Raw genomic sequence first — 16,597 nt, 5'->3', positions numbered from 1 at the left:
GTGCGGTAGGAACGGCCTATGTTGCGGGTGATACATGAGATGGACGGGCTGCTCGAAGCGCCGCGCTCGGCGTCCGACGGCTCGATCCTGTTCGTCAATGTCGGTGCCGGAGGTGTTTTCGAGCTCCGCGACGGCGCGGTCGGCACGGTGCTGCCCGCCCGTCGCGGTATCGGCGGTCTCGCCCACCACGCCGACGGCGGTCTGCTGATAACCGGCCGCGATGTCATCGCCTACGACGGGAAGTCCGACCCGGTGACGGTGCTGTCCGTCCCCGGCTCGACCGGATACAACGATGTCACCGTCGATCAGGACGGTGCGCTGCTGGTCGGGGTCCTGCGCCACCGCCCGTCGCGCGGCGAGCCCGCGGTACCCAGCGAGGTGCTGCGGCTCGACGCTTCCGGCGAGATCACCACGATCGCATCCGATCTGTTGTGGCCCAATGGAATCGGCCACTCACCCGACGGGCGCACCATTTACATCTCCGAGTACGCCGCCGGTCGCATCCGGGCGGTCCGCGACGGCCGCTCCGATGTCTTCGCGACCGCTCCGCGCGGCGAATGCGACGGCTTGGCGGTGGACGTCGAGGGCGGCGTCTGGGTGGCACTGGGCAGCGGCGGCGGTATAGCCCGCTTCCACCCCGACGGCACCCTCGACGAGATCATCGACATCCCGGACGTCTTCGTCTCCTCGGTGGCGTTCGCCGATACGACGATGGTCGTCACCACGGCGGGCGCTCTGCTGTCCGGCACCGCAGGTATCGCGGGCCTGCCGATTCCCGCGGCCCGCGTCCCGTACTAGGTCCTATCCCGGGGGAGTGCGCCGGAATCCCGCCCTATCGGGCCGTAACACCCTGTCCGACAATGCATTCGGGCCGGTCATCCACTGGATGACCGGCCCGATTCCTGCAGGGGCGACAGGACTTGAACCTGCAACCTGCGGTTTTGGAGACCGCTGCTCTGCCAATTGAGCTACGCCCCTTTGTCGTGCGCGGCAAGATTATCAGCCGGGGTGCCCGTCCCGGAAATCGATTTGCGTCAGCGCCGCTGCCTGCGGAGATTCGGCCCTCGCGGCGGCGATTCGACAGCCGTGACGCGGCGATCACGCCCGGTTCCCGCACGTGTCGGTGCACGTCCCTAGACTCTGTGCCGTGACCCCTGCCTCTACCGATCAACGGCCGAGCGCCGTGTCCGCACCTGCCGCGTCCACCGAGCAGCCCACGTTGCTGCTGCTGGATGGGCATTCGCTGGCGTATCGCGCCTTCTTCGCCTTGCCCGCGGAGAATTTCAAGACGGCGAGTGGGCAGACCACCAATGCGGTGTACGGGTTCACCGCCATGCTGATCAACCTGCTGCGGGATGAGAAGCCCACGCATGTGGCGGCGGCGTTCGATGTGAGCCGCAAGACCTTCCGCACCGAGGCGTATCCGGAGTACAAGGCGAATCGGTCGGCGACGCCGGACGAGTTCCGGGGGCAGGTGGAGACCACCCAGGAAGTGCTGGGGGCGCTGGGCATTCCGGTGATGGCCATCGACGGGTACGAGGCCGATGATGTGATCGCCACGCTGGTCACGCAGGCGGTGCCGCAGGGATTCCGGGTGCTCGTCGTCACCGGTGACCGCGATTCGCTGCAGCTGGTCAATGACAACGTCACCGTGCTCTACCCGAAGAAGGGCGTCTCCGAGCTGACCAGGTTCACCCCGGCGGCCGTCGAGGAGAAGTACGGGCTCACCCCGGCGCAGTATCCGGACTTCGCGGCGCTGCGCGGCGACCCGAGTGACAATCTGCCGGGCATTCCGGGCGTGGGGGAGAAGACCGCCACCAAGTGGATTCGCGAATACGGCAATCTGACCGAACTCGTGGACAAGGTCGACACCGTCAAGGGCAAGGTCGGAGATGCCTTGCGCGCCAACCTGTCCAGCGTGCTGCTGAACCGCCAGCTCACCGAGATGGTCCGCGAGGTGCCGCTGCCGTACACCCCGGATCAGCTGGCCATGCAGCCGTGGGATCGGGACAAGATCCACCGCCTGTTCGACGAGCTGGAATTCCGGGTGCTGCGCGATCGGCTGTTCGACACCCTCGCACCCGTGGAGCCCGAGGCCGAAGCGGGCTTCGAGATCAGCGGTGCGGCACTGACTCCCGGCGCGGTCGCGGACTGGCTCGCCGAACACGCCAAGGCCGGTGTCCGGCACGGTGTTTCGGTGGTCGGCGTGGGCAGCCCGGTACACGGTGATGTGAAGGCGATCGCGATCGCCGCCGCCGACGGTGAGGGCGCGTACCTGGACGTGCACATCCTCACCCCGGAAGACGAAGCGGCGCTGGGGGCCTGGCTCGCCGATCCGGAGACTTTCAAGGCCGTACACGAGGCCAAGTCCGCCATGCACGCGCTACGCGGCCGTGGCTGGGTCCTGGGCGGTCTCAGCAGCGATACCGCGCTCGCCGCGTACCTGGTGCGGCCCGGGCAGCGCACGTTCAATCTGGACGACCTGTCGCTGCGCTACCTGAGCCGTGAACTCCGCGTCGAGGATGCGGGGGACACGCAGTTGTCCCTGCTGGACGATGAGGATCAGGCTGATGAGGAGATCGCCAAGGCCGAAATGCTGCGCGCGCGTGCGGTGTACGACCTCGCCGACGCCTTCGACACCGAACTCGAGAACATCGAATCCACCGCGCTGCTCGGCGATATGGAACTGCCGCTGCTGAGCGTGCTCGCCGATCTGGAAGCGGCGGGCATCGCCGTCGACTCGACCCAGTTGGAAGAGCTGCAGCGCGAATTCGCCGACCGCGTGGCCGAGGCCGCCAATAACGCGTACGGCGTGATCGGTAAGCAGATCAATCTGGGCTCGCCCAAACAGCTCCAGGTGGTGCTGTTCGACGAACTCGATATGCCCAAGACCAAGCGCACCAAAACCGGTTACACCACCGATGCCGATGCGCTGGAAGGGCTTTACGAGAAGACCCAGCACCCGTTCCTGCAACACCTGCTCGAACACCGCGACGCGACCCGCCTGAAGGTGACGGTCGACGGCCTGCTCAAGTCGATCGCCGATGACGGCCGCATCCACACCACCTTCAATCAGACCGTCGCCGCCACGGGCCGCCTGTCCTCGACCGAGCCGAATCTGCAGAACATTCCGATCCGCACCGATATGGGCCGCCGCATTCGCGACACCTTCGTCGTCGGCCCGGGTTTCGAATCGCTGATGACCGCGGACTACAGCCAGATCGAAATGCGCATCATGGCGCACCTGTCCAAGGACGAGGGCCTGATCGAAGCCTTCAACTCCGGCGAGGATCTGCACAATTTCGTCGCCTCCAAGGCGTTCGACATTCCGATCACCGAGGTCGATCCGGAAATGCGCCGCCGCATCAAGGCCATGTCCTACGGCCTGGCGTACGGCCTGTCGGCATACGGGCTGTCGCAGCAGCTCAAGATCAGCGCCGAAGAGGCCAAGGCGCAGATGGACGTCTACTTCGAACGCTTCGGCGCGATTCGCGAATACCTGCGCGAGGCAGTCGAATTGGCCCGCAAGACCGGCTACACCGAAACGCTCTTCGGCCGCCGCCGCTACCTGCCGGATCTGGATTCGTCCAACCGGCAGCGTCGCGAGGCCGCCGAGCGCATGGCATTGAACGCCCCCATCCAGGGCACCGCGGCCGACATCATCAAGGTCGCCATGATCGACACCCAGCGCGCCATCCGCGCCGCCGGACTCAAGTCCCGCATGCTGCTCCAGGTCCACGACGAACTCATCTTCGAAGTGGTTCCGGGTGAACGCGAACAACTCGAAGCCCTTGCCCGCGAACACATGTCGAACGCCATCGAACTCTCGGTCCCGCTCGAGGTCTCGGTCGGCGTCGGCCGCAGCTGGGACTCCGCCGCGCACTAGAGGAAGGGCGACCAGAGTCGTCACGCGCCGTGGCAGGCGAGCATTCGCCTGCCACGGGGAGCCCTCCCCGTCATCCGGCGGGCCATCTCCGTCATCCCGGCATGCTTTTGGCCGGGATCCACACCGAGCAGTACTGCGCCGATCGTGTGGATCCCGGCCAATAACGCGCCGGGATGACGGGGGCTGGTGCCGAATATCGCGGATGCGGGAGTTTGCCCGAGCGGCTCAGTTCGCGAGCTGAGCCGCGAGAATCGTTAGTACGTCGGCGGTTTCGCGGCAGGTGCGCGCGCAGATCTTCTCGTCGAGCTGTTCGCAGCTTTCGGCCGTCGCCGTGCACACCTTGGCGGTGAGTTCGCACAGTTCCAGCGCCCAGGGTGAGCGCCGATCCAGAATGTCGGCGGTGAGGCGGCAGATCGCCGCGCAATCCATCAACTGCGCGATATGCGCACGCGCGGCGTGATCGCCGCCCGAGTCCAGCGACTCGCCGGTCTGCCGGACGCAGGTGCGGTGACAACCGAATAGATGGTTGATGGTGCTCATGATTTTCGGATCGGTCATCGGTGCTTCTCCCGAGTGTGTTCACGAAGGGTTGGAACGCGCGTCCGGCAAGGTTTGCCCATTGTGACATCCGTGGTTGCCCACGGCCGGGAGCATGGTTGCTGTGCTCCAAGACACCGGTTGCTGTGCTTACCGGCGCTAGCCGGTATGGCCCGCGCCACACACCCGATGACCTGCGACAAAGTTACCCGTGGGTCGAATGCGAATATGGTTGCCATTGCGTGGGTCTGCCCCTATGCTCGGTGCCGTGCCGAATCCCGCCAACAGCCGCAACGCAGCGCTCGCTATCCGCGACCGCGCCGCGATTGTTCCGCTCACCGCGACGGTGGCTGTTGACCGCGTACTCGTAGTACCGCGCCGTAGCGGGGTCTGATTCGGACCGGCCCCCTCGCTGCGGCCGTTGAACTTTTTTTTGAGCTGGTCACCTCTGCCAATTTCTGGGAAGAAGTCGGGAAGACCTAGTCCAATGACAATCACACTTGATACTCACGCGTTCATCACCGCTGCCCCCGCGAGCCTGCGGGCCGAGAGCGCCGGTTTGAGCCCCGCCGAATTCCATGATCGCTACTGCCGCGATACCGGTGCGATCAAACTCGGCGAATGGACTCATATCCAAGCCGCGGATTTCACCGCGACCTTGGAATTCGCCGGTCACCTGCGCACCGTCTCCACCTCCGGGAGCCCGGTCGCGGCGCTCACCTCGGCCCTGTACGACGAGGGCTACCCGGTGGAGATCCTGCAATTCCATCAGCGCCGCACCGAACACGGCATCGCCACCTTCGTGCAGTGCGAATTCAACGGCCGTCGCGGCTGGGGCGCGGCCCTCGCCGATGACAGCGCGGAATCCACCGTCCGCGCCATGATCGCCGGTATCAACACCTTCGCCTGAGAGTGCACGGCCTGCGGCTCATGAACGGCCGCAGGCGCTTTCGGCGTCCGGCGTAGCCATACCGGCCTTGACGCACGCAAAACGAATGCGCCGCAACCCTTTTCGGGTCTGCGGCGCATTCGATGCGTGAATTACCGGCGGTACCGGCCTCTTTCGCGAATCAGGCCTTGGTTTCCTGCTGGGTCTCCTGCTGCTCGGCGAGCTGCTTGCGGACCTCGTCCATATCGAGCTCCTTGACCTGCCCGATGAGATCCTCCAGCGCGGCGGGCGGGAGCGCACCGGGCTGTGCGAACACCAGCACACCCTCGCGGAAAGCCATGATGGTCGGAATCGACCGGATATTCGCGGCGGCGGCCAGGCCCTGCTCGGCTTCGGTGTCGACCTTTCCGTGCACCACATCGGGGTGCTTGTCCGAGGAAGCCTCGAAGGTCGGGGCGAACGACCGGCACGGACCGCACCACGCAGCCCAGAAATCTACGAGAACCACATCGCTCTTGGTGACGATGTCATCGAAGTTCTGCTCGGTCAGTGTCTGGGTGGCCATGGCGTCCTCTCATGTCGAGTTTCCCGGTCCAACACCGGGCCGTGCGGTTCTCTTCCCTTTACCCACTACGGTAGCGGCCAACCGCGTGCCGCCGTCCGGCCGCCGCCGCGATTGCGCGAGGATGACTGTCATGAGCGACAGCGTGACTCGGCTCCGGCTGGGCCTGATGGAGGGCGACGGCATCGGCCCGGAGATCGTCCGGGCGACCAGGACCGTGGTCGACGATGCCTTCGAGGTGGTGGGTCTGCCCGCGGTGGAGTGGGTGCCGGTCCCGATCGGTCACGCCGCGATCGAGGAATTCGGCGATCCGATGCCCGCGTCGACGCTGAAGGCCCTGGAGGGTTTGCGGGGCTGGATCATGGGTCCGCACGACAGTGCTTCGTACGCGCCCGAGCATCGCGCCGGACTGCCGCCCGCGGGCGCGGTCCGCAAGCATTTCGGGCTGTACGGCAATGTGCGTCCGTCGCGGACCATGGAGGGCGTGCGCGCGGTGGCGGGCGAGATGGATCTGATCATCGTGCGGGAGAACAGCGAAGGGCTGTACGCCGATCGCAATATGTTCACCGGCTCCGGTGAATTCCGCCCGACCGCCGATATGGCAATGGCCATCGGCGTGTTCACGCGTACCGCCATTGAGCGTGTCGCGCGGCTGGCATTCGATGGTGCGGGCAATCGGGGCAAGAAGGTCACCATCGTGCACAAGGCGAATGTGCTTCCGGTGACCATGGGCATGTTCCGCGATGTGTGCTATGAGGTCGCCAAGGACTATCCGGAGATCGAGGTGAACGATGAGCACGTCGATGCCGCCGCGGCGCATCTGGTGCGCGCGCCGCAGGACTACGACGTCATCGTCACCGAAAACCTTTTCGGCGACATCCTTTCCGATCTCGCCGGGGAGTTGAGCGGTTCCCTCGGTCTCGCGCCCTCGCTGAACTGTTCTGACACGCAGGCGATGGCGCAGGCGGTGCACGGCGCGGCACCGACTCTCACCGGGCACAATCGTGCGAATCCGGTGGCGCTCATGCTCTCCGCCGCGCTGCTGTTGCGCTGGATCGCGACCCGCTATTCGCACAGTGCGCTGCGCCGGGTGGCCGAGCGGATCGAACACGGGGTAGCCGAGACGTTGCGGGCCGGAATCGCCACATCCGATTTGGGTGGGTTAGCATCTACCACCGAATTCACCGAGCAGGTGCGCGCACGGCTGCACCGCTGGTGAGCGCGCTTCCGTAACCGGGCGTGTATCGGCCCGCTCCGGCGTGTCGCCGATTAATGTTCGGTTACCGACCGGCATGGAATGTACGACTCGCCTACATTTCAAAACGGCGGGCGACGTCCGGATGTCGCGTGACCGAACTGTGGAGGACTGCTGTGTCTGTTCGTAACTCTCTCCGCGGGCGTGCCCTGCGGGCCGCCTGCGTTATCGCCGGCGGCGCCCTGGTGCTGACCGCGTGTACCAGCAACTCGGATTCCGACGCGCCCGCGGTGGCCAAGGTCGACATCTCGAAGGTCGACACCATCGCGGCCAAGGTGCCGGCCGATATCAAGAGCTCGGGCAAGCTCATCGTCGGCGTGAACACCCCGTACTCGCCGAACGAGTACAAGGATCCGGGTTCGGGCAAGATCGTCGGCTATGACGTGGACCTGATGGACGCGGTCGCCAAGGTGCTCGGCCTCAGCGCCGATTACAAGGAAGCCGACTTCGAGAAGATCATCCCGGGTATCGAGGCCGGTACCTACAACCTCGGCATGTCCTCGTTCACCGATAACAAGGAACGCGAGAAGACCGCCGACTTCGTCACCTACTTCAGCGCGGGCAGCCTATGGGCCCAGCCCAAGGGTAAGACGGTCGATCCGACCAATGCCTGCGGTAAGCGAGTCGCGGTGCAGCGCACCACGATTCAGGACACCGACGAGATCCCGGCCAAGAGCGCGGCCTGCGTCGCCGCCGGTAAGCCGGAGATCACCAAGGTCGCCTACGACGAGCAGAGCGCCGCGGCCACCGCACTGGTCAACGGTCAGGTCGACGCCATGTCCGCCGATTCCCCGGTGACCGCGTACGCCATCAAGCAGAACCAGGGCACCATCGAGGCCGCGGGCGCCATCTTCGATTCCGCGCCGTACGGCTGGCCGATCAAGAAGGGTTCCGCGCTGGGACCCGTTCTGCAGGAAGCCGTTCAGTACCTGATGGACAACGGCCAGTACAAGAAGATCGCCGAGAACTGGGGCGTGCAGGACGGCGCGATCAGCAAATCGGTCATCAACGGAGCACAGGGCTGAGATAACCCACCATGTCGCAGGACGAGACCAACTCCGCAGCCTCGGCTGCGACGCTCGCGAAATCCACCGACCCCGCGCCGATCAAAGCGATTCCGCTGCGTCGGCCGGGGCGGTGGATCGCCGCGGCCGTGCTACTGATCCTGGTGGCACTGTTCCTCTGGGGCGCCAAGACCAATCCGGCGTATCACTGGGACACCTACTGGAAGTACTTGCGGGACAGCAAGATCGCCTCCGGCGCCATGGTGACCCTGGAGCTCACCGTGCTCGCCATGTTCATCGGCGTGGTGCTCGGTGTGCTGCTGGCGGTCATGCGGCTCTCGCCGAATCCGGTGCTGCGCTCGGTGGCGTGGGTGTACCTGTGGATCTTCCGCGGCACCCCCGTCTATGTGCAGCTGGTGTTCTGGGGACTGTTCCCCTCGCTGTACAAGACCATCACCCTCGGCGTGCCGTTCGGGCCGTCGTTCGCGAATTTCGATGTGCAGCATCTGTCCGCCCCGTTCCTGTTCGCCATGATCGGCCTGGGTTTGAACGAGGCCGCGTATATGGCCGAAATCGTCCGCGCCGGAATCAATTCCGTGGACGAGGGCCAGCGTGAGGCGTCGACGGCGCTGGGCATGTCGTGGTCGCAGACCATGACCCGCACGGTGCTGCCGCAGGCCATGCGGGTGATCATCCCGCCGACCGGCAATGAGCTCATCTCCATGCTCAAGACCACCTCGCTGGTCACCGCGATCCCGCTCACCACCGACCTGTACGGCCGGGCGCGCGATATCTACGGCGTGAACTTCCAGCCGATTCCGCTGCTGCTGGTCGCGGCCACCTGGTACCTGGCCATCACCAGCGTGCTCATGGTCGGCCAGTTCTACCTGGAGCGGTACTACTCGCGCGGATCCTCGCGCAAGCTGACCGGTAAGCAGTTGAAGGCCCTGGCGCAGATGCAGCGGGCGGGGGGAGTGCAGTGACTTCGGTCGATCCGTCGACGCCGATGGTGCGCGCCGACAAGGTGTGCAAGAACTTCGGCGCACTACAGGTTCTGAAGGGCATCTCGCTCGAGGTCAAGCGCGGTGAGGTGCTCTGCCTGATCGGGCCGTCCGGCTCGGGCAAGTCCACGTTCCTGCGCTGCATCAATCACCTCGAGCAGGTGAACGCGGGCCGGTTGTACGTGGACGGCGAACTGGTCGGCTACCGCGAAAAGGGTGACAAGCTCTACGAGCTGCATCCGCGCGATGCCGCGCGGCAGCGTCGCGATATCGGCATGGTGTTCCAGCACTTCAATCTCTTCCCGCACCGGACGGTCCTCGAGAATGTCATCGAGGCGCCGACCCAGGTGAAGAAGATCAAGAAGTCCGAGGCGCTGACCCGCGCCCGCACCCTGCTGGATCGAGTCGGCTTGGCGGATAAGGCCGATTCGTATCCGGCGCAGCTCTCCGGCGGTCAGCAGCAGCGCGTCGCCATCGCGCGGGCGCTGGCCATGGACCCCAAGCTGATGCTGTTCGACGAGCCCACCTCGGCGCTCGATCCGGAACTGGTCGGCGAAGTCCTCGGCGTCATGCGGGAATTGGCGGCCGACGGTATGACCATGGTCGTGGTGACCCACGAAATGGGTTTCGCGCGTGAGGTCGCCGATCAGCTGGTGTTCATGGACGGCGGCGTGGTCGTCGAGGCGGGTGATCCGCGCGAGGTGCTCGCCAATCCGCAGCACGATCGGACCAAGGCATTCCTGTCCCGCATTCTGTAGCGGCACAGCGTATTCCGTCATCAGCCCCGCCCTCGGTCATCGAATGGCGGGGCTGACGTTCGGTTGTGGCAGCCCCGGTTGGGTCGGAGGTCTCCGGCGTGACTCGCGGGCGGTCTACTTCCGATCCGCGTGCGCGGTAAGGAAATTCAGCACCGGCTCGGTCTGGCCGAGGATGGCGTGGCCGACACCGGGCAGCACCCGCACGGTCGCGTCCGGCACCGAAGCGGTGATGCGCCGGGCGGTTTCGGCCGAGTCGAGCATGGCGTCCCGATCGCCGACGATCGCCAGCACCGGCATGGGCAGGCCGCGCAATTGCTCGTCGGTGAAGCGCGGCAGCCGTTCGGTGCGCGGATTGAAATGGGTGAACGTCAGCTCGATGTCATCGAGGATGGGTTCCAATTCCGCGCCGTACAGACCGGTGGTGGCCTGTGCGGAACCGCGCAGATCCCGGCGGCCGAGCAGGCGCGGGACGATGGCCTTGAGCAGCCAGCCGTAACGCTGCTTGCCGATCCCGCCCGGGCACAGCAGTGCCAGTGCCGTAACGCGTTCCGGCCTGCGGATGGCGTAATCCAGTGCGTGCCAGCCGCCCAGCGACATGCCGACCACGGCCGTCTCCGAAAGTCCCAGCCCCGCAAGCACATCGTCGAGCCAGAGCGCGATGGCCGCGGTGCCCAGCTTCGGCCGCGACGGTGCGCTGCCGCCCGGTTCACCGACGAGATCGACGGCGTACACGCGGAAATGCTGTGCCCAGGAGGGGATATCGCCGCGCCAGGTGCCGGAATTGGCTCCGGAACCGTGCAGCAGCACCACCGGCGGCGCGGCCTCCGGTCCGGACACGAGTACGAAGGTGTCGCCCTCGCGCGTCGGAATGGTCCGCTGCTCGGCGGGAACCGGCCAGTCGCGCAACACTTCCCGGTAGCGCTCCCGGATGGCCGCCTGTCCGGCGGCGGATTTGTAGATGGGAGGCACCGTGTCAGCGGCGGTGCTGCTCCCGGAGCGGTTCGCGGTGCTCATGGCGTGAGTACTCCGTCCAGATATTCGAGCAGCTGAGCCGTTTCGCTCAGACTGCCCACGATGATGATCTTGAGCCGAGCCCGTTCGGCGTCGTACATGGTGTGGAACCGGATCGGCGCGTCACCGGCCTGCCGATTCCCCGTCGCGCCGGTGAGCAGGGCGGACACCCGATCCACCGTGGCGCGGTCCACCGCGTCCGCCTCGACGATGCTGGAGACCTCGGCATGTCGCTGCCGGGACACGCTCTCGCGCAACGCATCCGGCACCGGGCGGCCGGTGAAGGCTTCCAGATCCGCGTGCGCGATGCGGTACTGCTTGCCGATGCGCACGGCCGGGAGCTTGCCGTCGCGCACATAGCCGCGGACGGTGCGCACGTGCAGGCCGAGACGTTCGGCGACGTCTTCCACGGAGTACAGGCGTTCGGTCACGGAAACTACTCTAAACTGCCCTATCGAACATCTCAATAGGGAAGTTTAGGGAAATATGCGTCAGTAGACGGCTATACCTGGTTCTCGCGTTCGACGAAGATCGTGTCCCCGCCCTTCCAGCCGCCCATGGCGATGCGGACCTGGCCGAGCAGCACCTTCGCGGCCGGGCTCAATGGCCGTTCCCGATTCCAGGCGAGGGCGAGACGGCCCGTGATGGCCGGATCGATATCGAGCATGCGCACCCCGATCGCCGCCGCATCGGGCTCGCGCAGTGGCGGCACCACCGCCACGCCCAGACCGTGCCCGGCCAGTCGCAGCAGTAGCGGCGGTGCTGCCCCTTCGAATGCCACGTTCGGGGTCAAACCAGCTGCCGCGCAAGCTTTCTCCAGTACACCCCGAATACCGGTGCCGCGTGGCAGGCAGATCAACTGGTGTTCGCACAGCTCCGCCAGCGTGATGCGGTCACCGAATCCGGGGGCGTCGGCCGCGACCGCCGCGACGATGGCGGTATCGAAGACGGTCTCCAGCGCAACGGCGGGATCATCCTCGGAGCCGGTCAACCCGAGCAGGGCGATATCCAGTTCGCAATGCCGCAGCGCGGCGTACATGGCCTCGGAGGTGTCCTCGGTGAGCGAGATGGCGATCTGCGGATGATCGCGGTGATAGTCCGCCAGCACCCGGGCCATATCGACCTCGTCATTGGCCGCGCCGGAGATCAAGCCGACCCGGACGTGCCCGCGCAGCAGGCCGGTGAACTCGTCCACGGTATGCGTAATCTGTTGTGCCGCAGCCAATGCCGCCTTGGCATGGTCCAGGACGGCCGCGCCCACCGGGGTGAGGGTCACCGAGCGGGTGGAGCGGTCCAGCAGCTGCTGGCCGAGTTCGCGCTCCAGCTGGCGGATCTGCGCGCTCAACCCGGGTTGCGCGAGATGCAGGCGGGCGGCCGCGCGGGTGAAATTCGCTTCCTCCGCGACGGTGACGAAGTAGCGCAGCTGGCGAAGTTCCATAACTGACGATTCTAGTAGCAAGAAAAACTATGTGTTGGAGTTCTAGATCGACGCGGCGCAGAGTTGGAGACATGACGAAGACAGCGCACCACCGGAACGAACTCCCCGCCACCACCGGCGCGGTCCTGCTGCCCGAGGACGGCGACTACCGCGCCGAAATCGACGGGTTCCAAACCGCGTACACCCATCGCCCCGCCGTCGTCGTCGCGGCCGTGCACGCCGAGGATGTCCGCGCCGCCGTGGAATACGCCGCGCGGCACGGACTTCCGATCGCGGTGCAGGCCACCGGGCACGGTCTGGCCGCACCTGCCGACGGGGGAGTGCTCATCAATACCCGTCGTATGAAGGATATTCGGATCGATGCCGCCGCCCGCACCGCTCGCGTCGCGGCCGGTGTGCAGGCCGGAGAACTGATCGCGGCCGCTGCGGCGCACGGGCTGGCACCGTTGAACGGCTCGTCCAATTCGGTCGGCGTGGTCGGGTACACCCTGGGCGGCGGCCTGGGGCTGCTGGCCCGCGAATTCGGTTATGCCGCAGACCATGTGCGGGTCATCGAGATCGTCACCGCGGACGGCCGCCTGCGCCGCCTGAGCCCCGGCGATGAACTCTTCGGCGCGGTGCTGGGCACCGGCGGCAACTTCGGTGTGGTCACCGCGCTGGAACTCGAATTGGTGCCGGTGACAACGGTGTACGGCGGACAGCTGCAATTCGACGCGCCGCTGGTGCCGCAGGCGCTGGAAGCCTGGCGGCTCTGGACCGCCGATCTGCCGGATCAGCTCACCTCCGCCTTCGGCATGATGACCATGCCCGATATCCCGCAGTTTCCCGCACACCTGCGCGGCCGCTACCTGGCCACCGTCAATATCGCCTACACCGGCTCCGAGGCCGACGGTGAGCGCCTGGTCGCCCCGCTGCGCGCCATCGGCGAACGCTTCACCGACAACCTGAAAGTGCTGCCCTACACCGACTCCCACACCATCCACAGCGATCCGCCGCAGCCGCACCCCTACACCGCCACCAACGCCCTGCTCGCCGAACTCCCCGCCGATGCCACCGACGCCTTCCTGGAGGCCACCGGACCGGGCTCGGACCTGCCGGTCGTCGCCGGATTCCGCCACCTGGGTGGTGCGCTGAGCCGCCCCGCCGCCTACGAATCCGCCATCGACCACCGCGACGCCCAATACGTGGCCCGCGCGATCGCAATGCCCGGCCCCGACGCCGACGCCATCACCGCGGGCCTGGCCCGCATCCGAAAGACCGTGGAGCCCTGGGCCATCGGCACCAACCTCAACTTCCTCTACGGCGGCGGCGACCGCGGCGAAACCGAAACCCGCGCCGCCTACACCGCCCCCACCTACGACCGCCTCGCCGCCCTGAAGGCGAAATACGACGCCGACAACCTGTTCCGCTTCAACCGCAATATCCAGCCCCGCTGATCGGGTCGAACCTCCGTGCCCGCGATCGGATTCGATCGCGGGCGCGGGGTCGGTGGATTGCCCGGTCGATACTCCGGCGTGGGGTTGGTTGGAATCCGCGAAACCAGTTGTTGTGCAGCGGGTGTGGATCCCGGCCAAAAGCATGCCGGGATGACGGAGCAGGGGTTGCGGCTATCGGAGCGGCGTGCTCGGTGGTTGGAGTGGAGTACCCGGTGGTTGGTGCATGGTGAATGGCGGTCGGGGCTGCGTGGCGGTATGGGGTGTGATCGAGCGAGTGTGTCGTGCCGATCGGGATCCGGTGCGGGGATGGCGGGGCGTGGGCTGCTTCAGGTTCGGGGAGCGGTGGGGGATTCGCTCGCCGTGGCGAGCTGCCTCGCGATAGCGGTGGGGTGTGTCAGCTGGGGGTAGTGCCCGGCTCCGCTGATCTCGATCACCGGGAGGTCGGTGGGCGTGACGAGGGGGTCGGCTGCGCCCACGATGATCGTGACTCGCGGGTGCGACTCATTCATGACCGGTCGCTGATCGGCGCGCGTCGGATTCGGCCCGGTCCGTGCCGTGCCTGCCTCACCGAGCTGGTTCAGCAGGGTGTGCGACCGTGCGCGTTGCCCGGCGTCGGTGCGCAAGGCCGCAAGTGTTCGGCGCGCTACGCCGGGTCGGTGCAGATCTGCTGCGGCGCTTCGGATCTCATCGCCTTCGGGGAGATTCAGCGTCTTTGCCAGCCGCTCCGCGGAGATGCGGCGCAGCAGCGGGGCGGACACGCTGGATCGGGCCAGGCGACCGGCGGGTTTCTGGAGGAATGCGGGGGAGATGAGGACGAGTTCGCCGATGCGGTCGGGGTGGTCGGCAGCGAAGCGAAGTGCGGGTGCACAGGCCGCTGAATGGGCGATCAGGACGGGACGGGTGCGGACCGGGCGGAACAGCTCGGCCAGCCAGGTGTCAGTGGATTCGGCTGCGGCGGAACGGCCTTGGCCGGGGAGGTCGGGGGCGAGGATCGAGCCGGGCAGCTGTGCGGCGAGTGGGGCCCACAGGTCCGCGTTCATCGGCAGGCCGTGCAGCAGTACATAGTCGGGGCGTTCGCGGTCGCCTACCAGCCAGGTGCGGCTGCCTGCCACGTCGTGGAATCCGTGTGGGCGCTGCCAGGGTTCGGCGGCGCCGAAGCGGGCGGCCACCAGTTCATCGGCCCAGTCGCGTAAAGCGGCTGTGGCGGAGGGCATTTGCAAGCCCGCGTGTGCTGCGAGCGCTCGGGCGGAGGCGGTCGGGTAGCGGTCGGTCGACAGGAATGTCAGGGTTTCGGGGTCCGCTCCGGTCAAGGTGCGCGGTAGTCGTCGCAATAGGTTGACCGGGATGCTGTGGCGAGGTGCTCGCACGCCGAGGTGATTCGCGATCGTGCCGATCAGTTCGGGCAGTGCGGGAGTGGTGTCGTCGAGAATCCAATGGTGTTCGCCCGCAGGGTATTCGGGGATCTCGGCGAGGAATTTCGCCACGTAGTCAACCGTGACGATCGGTACGAAGGTGTCCGGGCCGCCTGGTAGTGCGGGCAGCTGTCCGTTCCAGAGCTGCTCGACCAGACTCGCCGGGCCGATGTACTGCCCGGGACCGATGACCGCGCTGGGATTGGCGATGGTCAGCGGCACCGCCAGCTCGCGGGCCCGGGTGCGCACCGCGAGATCGCCCTCGAATTTCGATGCCTCGTACGCGCCGAGTTCGTCGTAGTCGGGTGTCCCGTCGGCCGTGCTCACCCGGTATCCGCTGACATGCACCAGTCTTCGGAGCTCGGGAAGCGTTGCGGCCCATTCGAGTACGTTGACCGCGCCGATCACATTGGTCGCCCGCGCCTCGTCCACGCCGAGGCCGAAGGCATAGCGCCCGGCGGCGTTGTAGACATCGCGTGCGATCGGCAGTCCCGCCAGTGGTCGGGTGATATCGGCCGTGACGAGCTCCAGCCGGGCGATGTCGACGCCCTGGGCGATCAGCCGCGGTGTGAGCGTGTCCTTGCGCACGGCCGCGACCACCCGCTGTCCGCGTACGAGCAGTTCGGCCACCAGGGCACGGCCGAGAAAACCGGTCGCACCGAAGACGATTGCGTCCATGAAGAGTCCTTAATAGATCGGTCTACATATTTTGCGGTCCGAAAAATGGCCCGCCGTGCCGGGCGGGCCGGGTTGTTCGGGAGAGCTGAGAAGGGCTCAGGAGGGCGCTGACAAGAGCGCGTTGATCTGCCGTCCCACCCGGGTCAGCGGGTCTCGGCTGCGGTGCGCCCGGGCGAGTACCAGCGCACCCTCCACCAGCGCCAGGATGGTGATCGCGAGATCATCCGCATCGGGCCGGTCCGCGACCTGGATGCGCAGTGCCGCCTCCCATGCGCGGTAGACCTCCGAACATGCCTGTTGCAGTGGATCATTGGTGGCCGCGGTCTCCAATGCCACGGTCGCCACCGGACAGCCCTTGCGCCAGCCCGACTGCTCCAGCTGATCGCCGAGGAAGCCCAGCATCGCGTCCGCGAGCGCTGTCACCGATTCGCTCGATTCCGCCAGGCTCGTCAGCGCGTCGCCGATCGTCTGCCCCGCGCGCCGCACCGACGCCCCGACCATCTCGTCCTTACCGCCGGGGAAGTGGAAGTACAGCGATCCGCGCGGCGCACCGCTGAGCGCGACCACCTGATTGAGTCCGGCGCCGAAGTATCCCGAGGTCTCCATCAATTCCTGGGTCGCGTCCAGCAGTCGGTCCCGCGTTTCCGCGCCCTTCTGTCCCATGTCTGAAAACTAGACCGGTCTACATATTTCCGCAACCCCGGCTTCGGAAATCACTTGGCACCGGCCC

The 16,597-nt window shown here is 66.5% G+C and carries 15 protein-coding genes and 1 tRNA gene; 8 read left to right on the top strand and 8 right to left on the bottom strand.

Annotated elements, in window-relative coordinates:
• The first annotated feature begins 18 nt into the window (after positions 1 to 18).
• On the top strand, positions 19 to 798 hold the full coding sequence (locus ACFC0O_RS42165) for an SMP-30/gluconolactonase/LRE family protein (RefSeq protein ID WP_375967965.1): 780 nt from the start codon (positions 19 to 21) through the stop codon (positions 796 to 798).
• A 107-nt stretch (positions 799 to 905) separates the two neighbouring features.
• Here ACFC0O_RS42165 and ACFC0O_RS42160 read toward each other — a convergent pair.
• Positions 906 to 978, bottom strand: a tRNA-Trp gene (locus ACFC0O_RS42160).
• A gap of 169 nt (positions 979 to 1,147) precedes the next feature.
• On the opposite strand from ACFC0O_RS42160, the gene polA reads away from it, so the two are divergent.
• A complete protein-coding gene (polA, locus tag ACFC0O_RS42155; protein WP_375967964.1) occupies positions 1,148 to 3,886 on the top strand; it encodes a DNA polymerase I in 2,739 nt (912 codons plus the stop codon).
• A 225-nt stretch (positions 3,887 to 4,111) separates the two neighbouring features.
• On the opposite strand, the gene ACFC0O_RS42150 is transcribed toward polA, so the two are convergent.
• Positions 4,112 to 4,444, bottom strand: coding sequence for a four-helix bundle copper-binding protein (locus ACFC0O_RS42150; RefSeq protein ID WP_375967963.1), 333 nt, complete (start codon positions 4,442 to 4,444; stop codon positions 4,112 to 4,114).
• A gap of 466 nt (positions 4,445 to 4,910) precedes the next feature.
• Between ACFC0O_RS42150 and ACFC0O_RS42145 the strand changes: the two genes are divergently transcribed.
• A complete protein-coding gene (locus tag ACFC0O_RS42145) occupies positions 4,911 to 5,333 on the top strand; it encodes a 2-keto-3-deoxygluconate kinase (RefSeq protein WP_364643261.1) in 423 nt (140 codons plus the stop codon).
• Between the two features lie 160 nt (positions 5,334 to 5,493).
• Here the strand turns inward: ACFC0O_RS42145 and trxA are convergent, their stop codons facing one another.
• Positions 5,494 to 5,877, bottom strand: a complete 384-nt coding sequence (trxA, locus tag ACFC0O_RS42140) for a thioredoxin (protein WP_375967962.1) — start codon at positions 5,875 to 5,877, stop codon at positions 5,494 to 5,496.
• A gap of 130 nt (positions 5,878 to 6,007) precedes the next feature.
• Between trxA and ACFC0O_RS42135 the strand changes: the two genes are divergently transcribed.
• The 4 genes from ACFC0O_RS42135 to ACFC0O_RS42120 all read left to right on the top strand — a co-directional run bounded on the left by ACFC0O_RS42135 (position 6,008) and on the right by ACFC0O_RS42120 (position 9,892).
• Positions 6,008 to 7,093 carry an isocitrate/isopropylmalate dehydrogenase family protein gene (locus ACFC0O_RS42135; RefSeq protein ID WP_375967961.1) on the top strand — a complete coding sequence of 362 codons (1,086 nt, stop codon included), beginning with the start codon at positions 6,008 to 6,010 and terminating at the stop codon, positions 7,091 to 7,093.
• A 152-nt stretch (positions 7,094 to 7,245) separates the two neighbouring features.
• On the top strand, positions 7,246 to 8,154 hold the full coding sequence (locus ACFC0O_RS42130) for an ABC transporter substrate-binding protein (RefSeq protein ID WP_375967960.1): 909 nt from the start codon (positions 7,246 to 7,248) through the stop codon (positions 8,152 to 8,154).
• 11 nt (positions 8,155 to 8,165) lie between these two features.
• Complete coding sequence (locus tag ACFC0O_RS42125; protein ID WP_375967959.1) at positions 8,166 to 9,116, top strand: amino acid ABC transporter permease; 951 nt, start codon at positions 8,166 to 8,168, stop codon at positions 9,114 to 9,116.
• Between the two features lie 23 nt (positions 9,117 to 9,139).
• Positions 9,140 to 9,892: an amino acid ABC transporter ATP-binding protein gene (locus ACFC0O_RS42120; RefSeq protein ID WP_375968236.1), complete on the top strand. Its 753-nt coding sequence runs from the start codon at positions 9,140 to 9,142 to the stop codon at positions 9,890 to 9,892.
• Positions 9,893 to 10,006: 114 nt separating this feature from the next.
• Here ACFC0O_RS42120 and ACFC0O_RS42115 read toward each other — a convergent pair whose 3' ends face one another.
• The 3 genes from ACFC0O_RS42115 to ACFC0O_RS42105 form a co-directional block, all read right to left on the bottom strand.
• Positions 10,007 to 10,906, bottom strand: a complete 900-nt coding sequence (locus tag ACFC0O_RS42115; RefSeq protein WP_375967958.1) for an alpha/beta fold hydrolase — start codon at positions 10,904 to 10,906, stop codon at positions 10,007 to 10,009.
• Positions 10,903 to 11,334, bottom strand: a complete 432-nt coding sequence (locus ACFC0O_RS42110; protein ID WP_364643247.1) for a helix-turn-helix domain-containing protein — start codon at positions 11,332 to 11,334, stop codon at positions 10,903 to 10,905. The genes ACFC0O_RS42115 and ACFC0O_RS42110 overlap by 4 nt, the downstream gene beginning before the upstream one ends.
• Positions 11,335 to 11,405: 71 nt before the next feature.
• A complete protein-coding gene (locus ACFC0O_RS42105) occupies positions 11,406 to 12,341 on the bottom strand; it encodes a LysR family transcriptional regulator (RefSeq protein ID WP_375967957.1) in 936 nt (311 codons plus the stop codon).
• A 71-nt stretch (positions 12,342 to 12,412) separates the two neighbouring features.
• On the opposite strand from ACFC0O_RS42105, the gene ACFC0O_RS42100 reads away from it, so the two are divergent.
• Positions 12,413 to 13,777, top strand: a complete 1,365-nt coding sequence (locus ACFC0O_RS42100; RefSeq protein WP_375967956.1) for an FAD-binding oxidoreductase — start codon at positions 12,413 to 12,415, stop codon at positions 13,775 to 13,777.
• Positions 13,778 to 14,103: 326 nt separating this feature from the next.
• Here ACFC0O_RS42100 and ACFC0O_RS42095 read toward each other — a convergent pair whose 3' ends face one another.
• Together ACFC0O_RS42095 and ACFC0O_RS42090 are read right to left on the bottom strand one after the other, a co-directional pair.
• Positions 14,104 to 15,867, bottom strand: coding sequence for an alpha/beta fold hydrolase (locus ACFC0O_RS42095; RefSeq protein WP_375967955.1), 1,764 nt, complete (start codon positions 15,865 to 15,867; stop codon positions 14,104 to 14,106).
• Positions 15,868 to 15,963: 96 nt separating this feature from the next.
• On the bottom strand, positions 15,964 to 16,530 hold the full coding sequence (locus ACFC0O_RS42090; protein WP_375967954.1) for a TetR/AcrR family transcriptional regulator: 567 nt from the start codon (positions 16,528 to 16,530) through the stop codon (positions 15,964 to 15,966).
• Positions 16,531 to 16,597: the final 67 nt, after the last annotated feature.

This window comes from Nocardia sp. NPDC056100 (assembly GCF_042266325.1).
Lineage (GTDB): Bacteria > Actinomycetota > Actinomycetes > Mycobacteriales > Mycobacteriaceae > Nocardia.
This window is presented reverse-complemented; position numbering and strand designations above follow the sequence as displayed.

What these genes read in the sequence shown, in the direction of transcription:
- ACFC0O_RS42120 (WP_375968236.1), top strand. Translation starts at nt 9,140, where the DNA reads ATGGTGCGCGCCGACAAGGTGTGCAAGAACTTCGGCGCACTACAGGTT.
- ACFC0O_RS42100 (WP_375967956.1), top strand. Translation starts at nt 12,413, where the DNA reads ATGACGAAGACAGCGCACCACCGGAACGAACTCCCCGCCACCACCGGC.
- ACFC0O_RS42165 (WP_375967965.1), top strand. Translation starts at nt 19, where the DNA reads ATGTTGCGGGTGATACATGAGATGGACGGGCTGCTCGAAGCGCCGCGC.
- ACFC0O_RS42090 (WP_375967954.1), bottom strand. Translation starts at nt 16,530, where the DNA reads ATGGGACAGAAGGGCGCGGAAACGCGGGACCGACTGCTGGACGCGACC.
- ACFC0O_RS42105 (WP_375967957.1), bottom strand. Translation starts at nt 12,341, where the DNA reads ATGGAACTTCGCCAGCTGCGCTACTTCGTCACCGTCGCGGAGGAAGCG.
- ACFC0O_RS42145 (WP_364643261.1), top strand. Translation starts at nt 4,911, where the DNA reads ATGACAATCACACTTGATACTCACGCGTTCATCACCGCTGCCCCCGCG.
- ACFC0O_RS42150 (WP_375967963.1), bottom strand. Translation starts at nt 4,444, where the DNA reads ATGACCGATCCGAAAATCATGAGCACCATCAACCATCTATTCGGTTGT.
- ACFC0O_RS42095 (WP_375967955.1), bottom strand. Translation starts at nt 15,867, where the DNA reads ATGGACGCAATCGTCTTCGGTGCGACCGGTTTTCTCGGCCGTGCCCTG.
- ACFC0O_RS42135 (WP_375967961.1), top strand. Translation starts at nt 6,008, where the DNA reads ATGAGCGACAGCGTGACTCGGCTCCGGCTGGGCCTGATGGAGGGCGAC.
- ACFC0O_RS42115 (WP_375967958.1), bottom strand. Translation starts at nt 10,906, where the DNA reads ATGAGCACCGCGAACCGCTCCGGGAGCAGCACCGCCGCTGACACGGTG.
- trxA (WP_375967962.1), bottom strand. Translation starts at nt 5,877, where the DNA reads ATGGCCACCCAGACACTGACCGAGCAGAACTTCGATGACATCGTCACC.
- ACFC0O_RS42125 (WP_375967959.1), top strand. Translation starts at nt 8,166, where the DNA reads ATGTCGCAGGACGAGACCAACTCCGCAGCCTCGGCTGCGACGCTCGCG.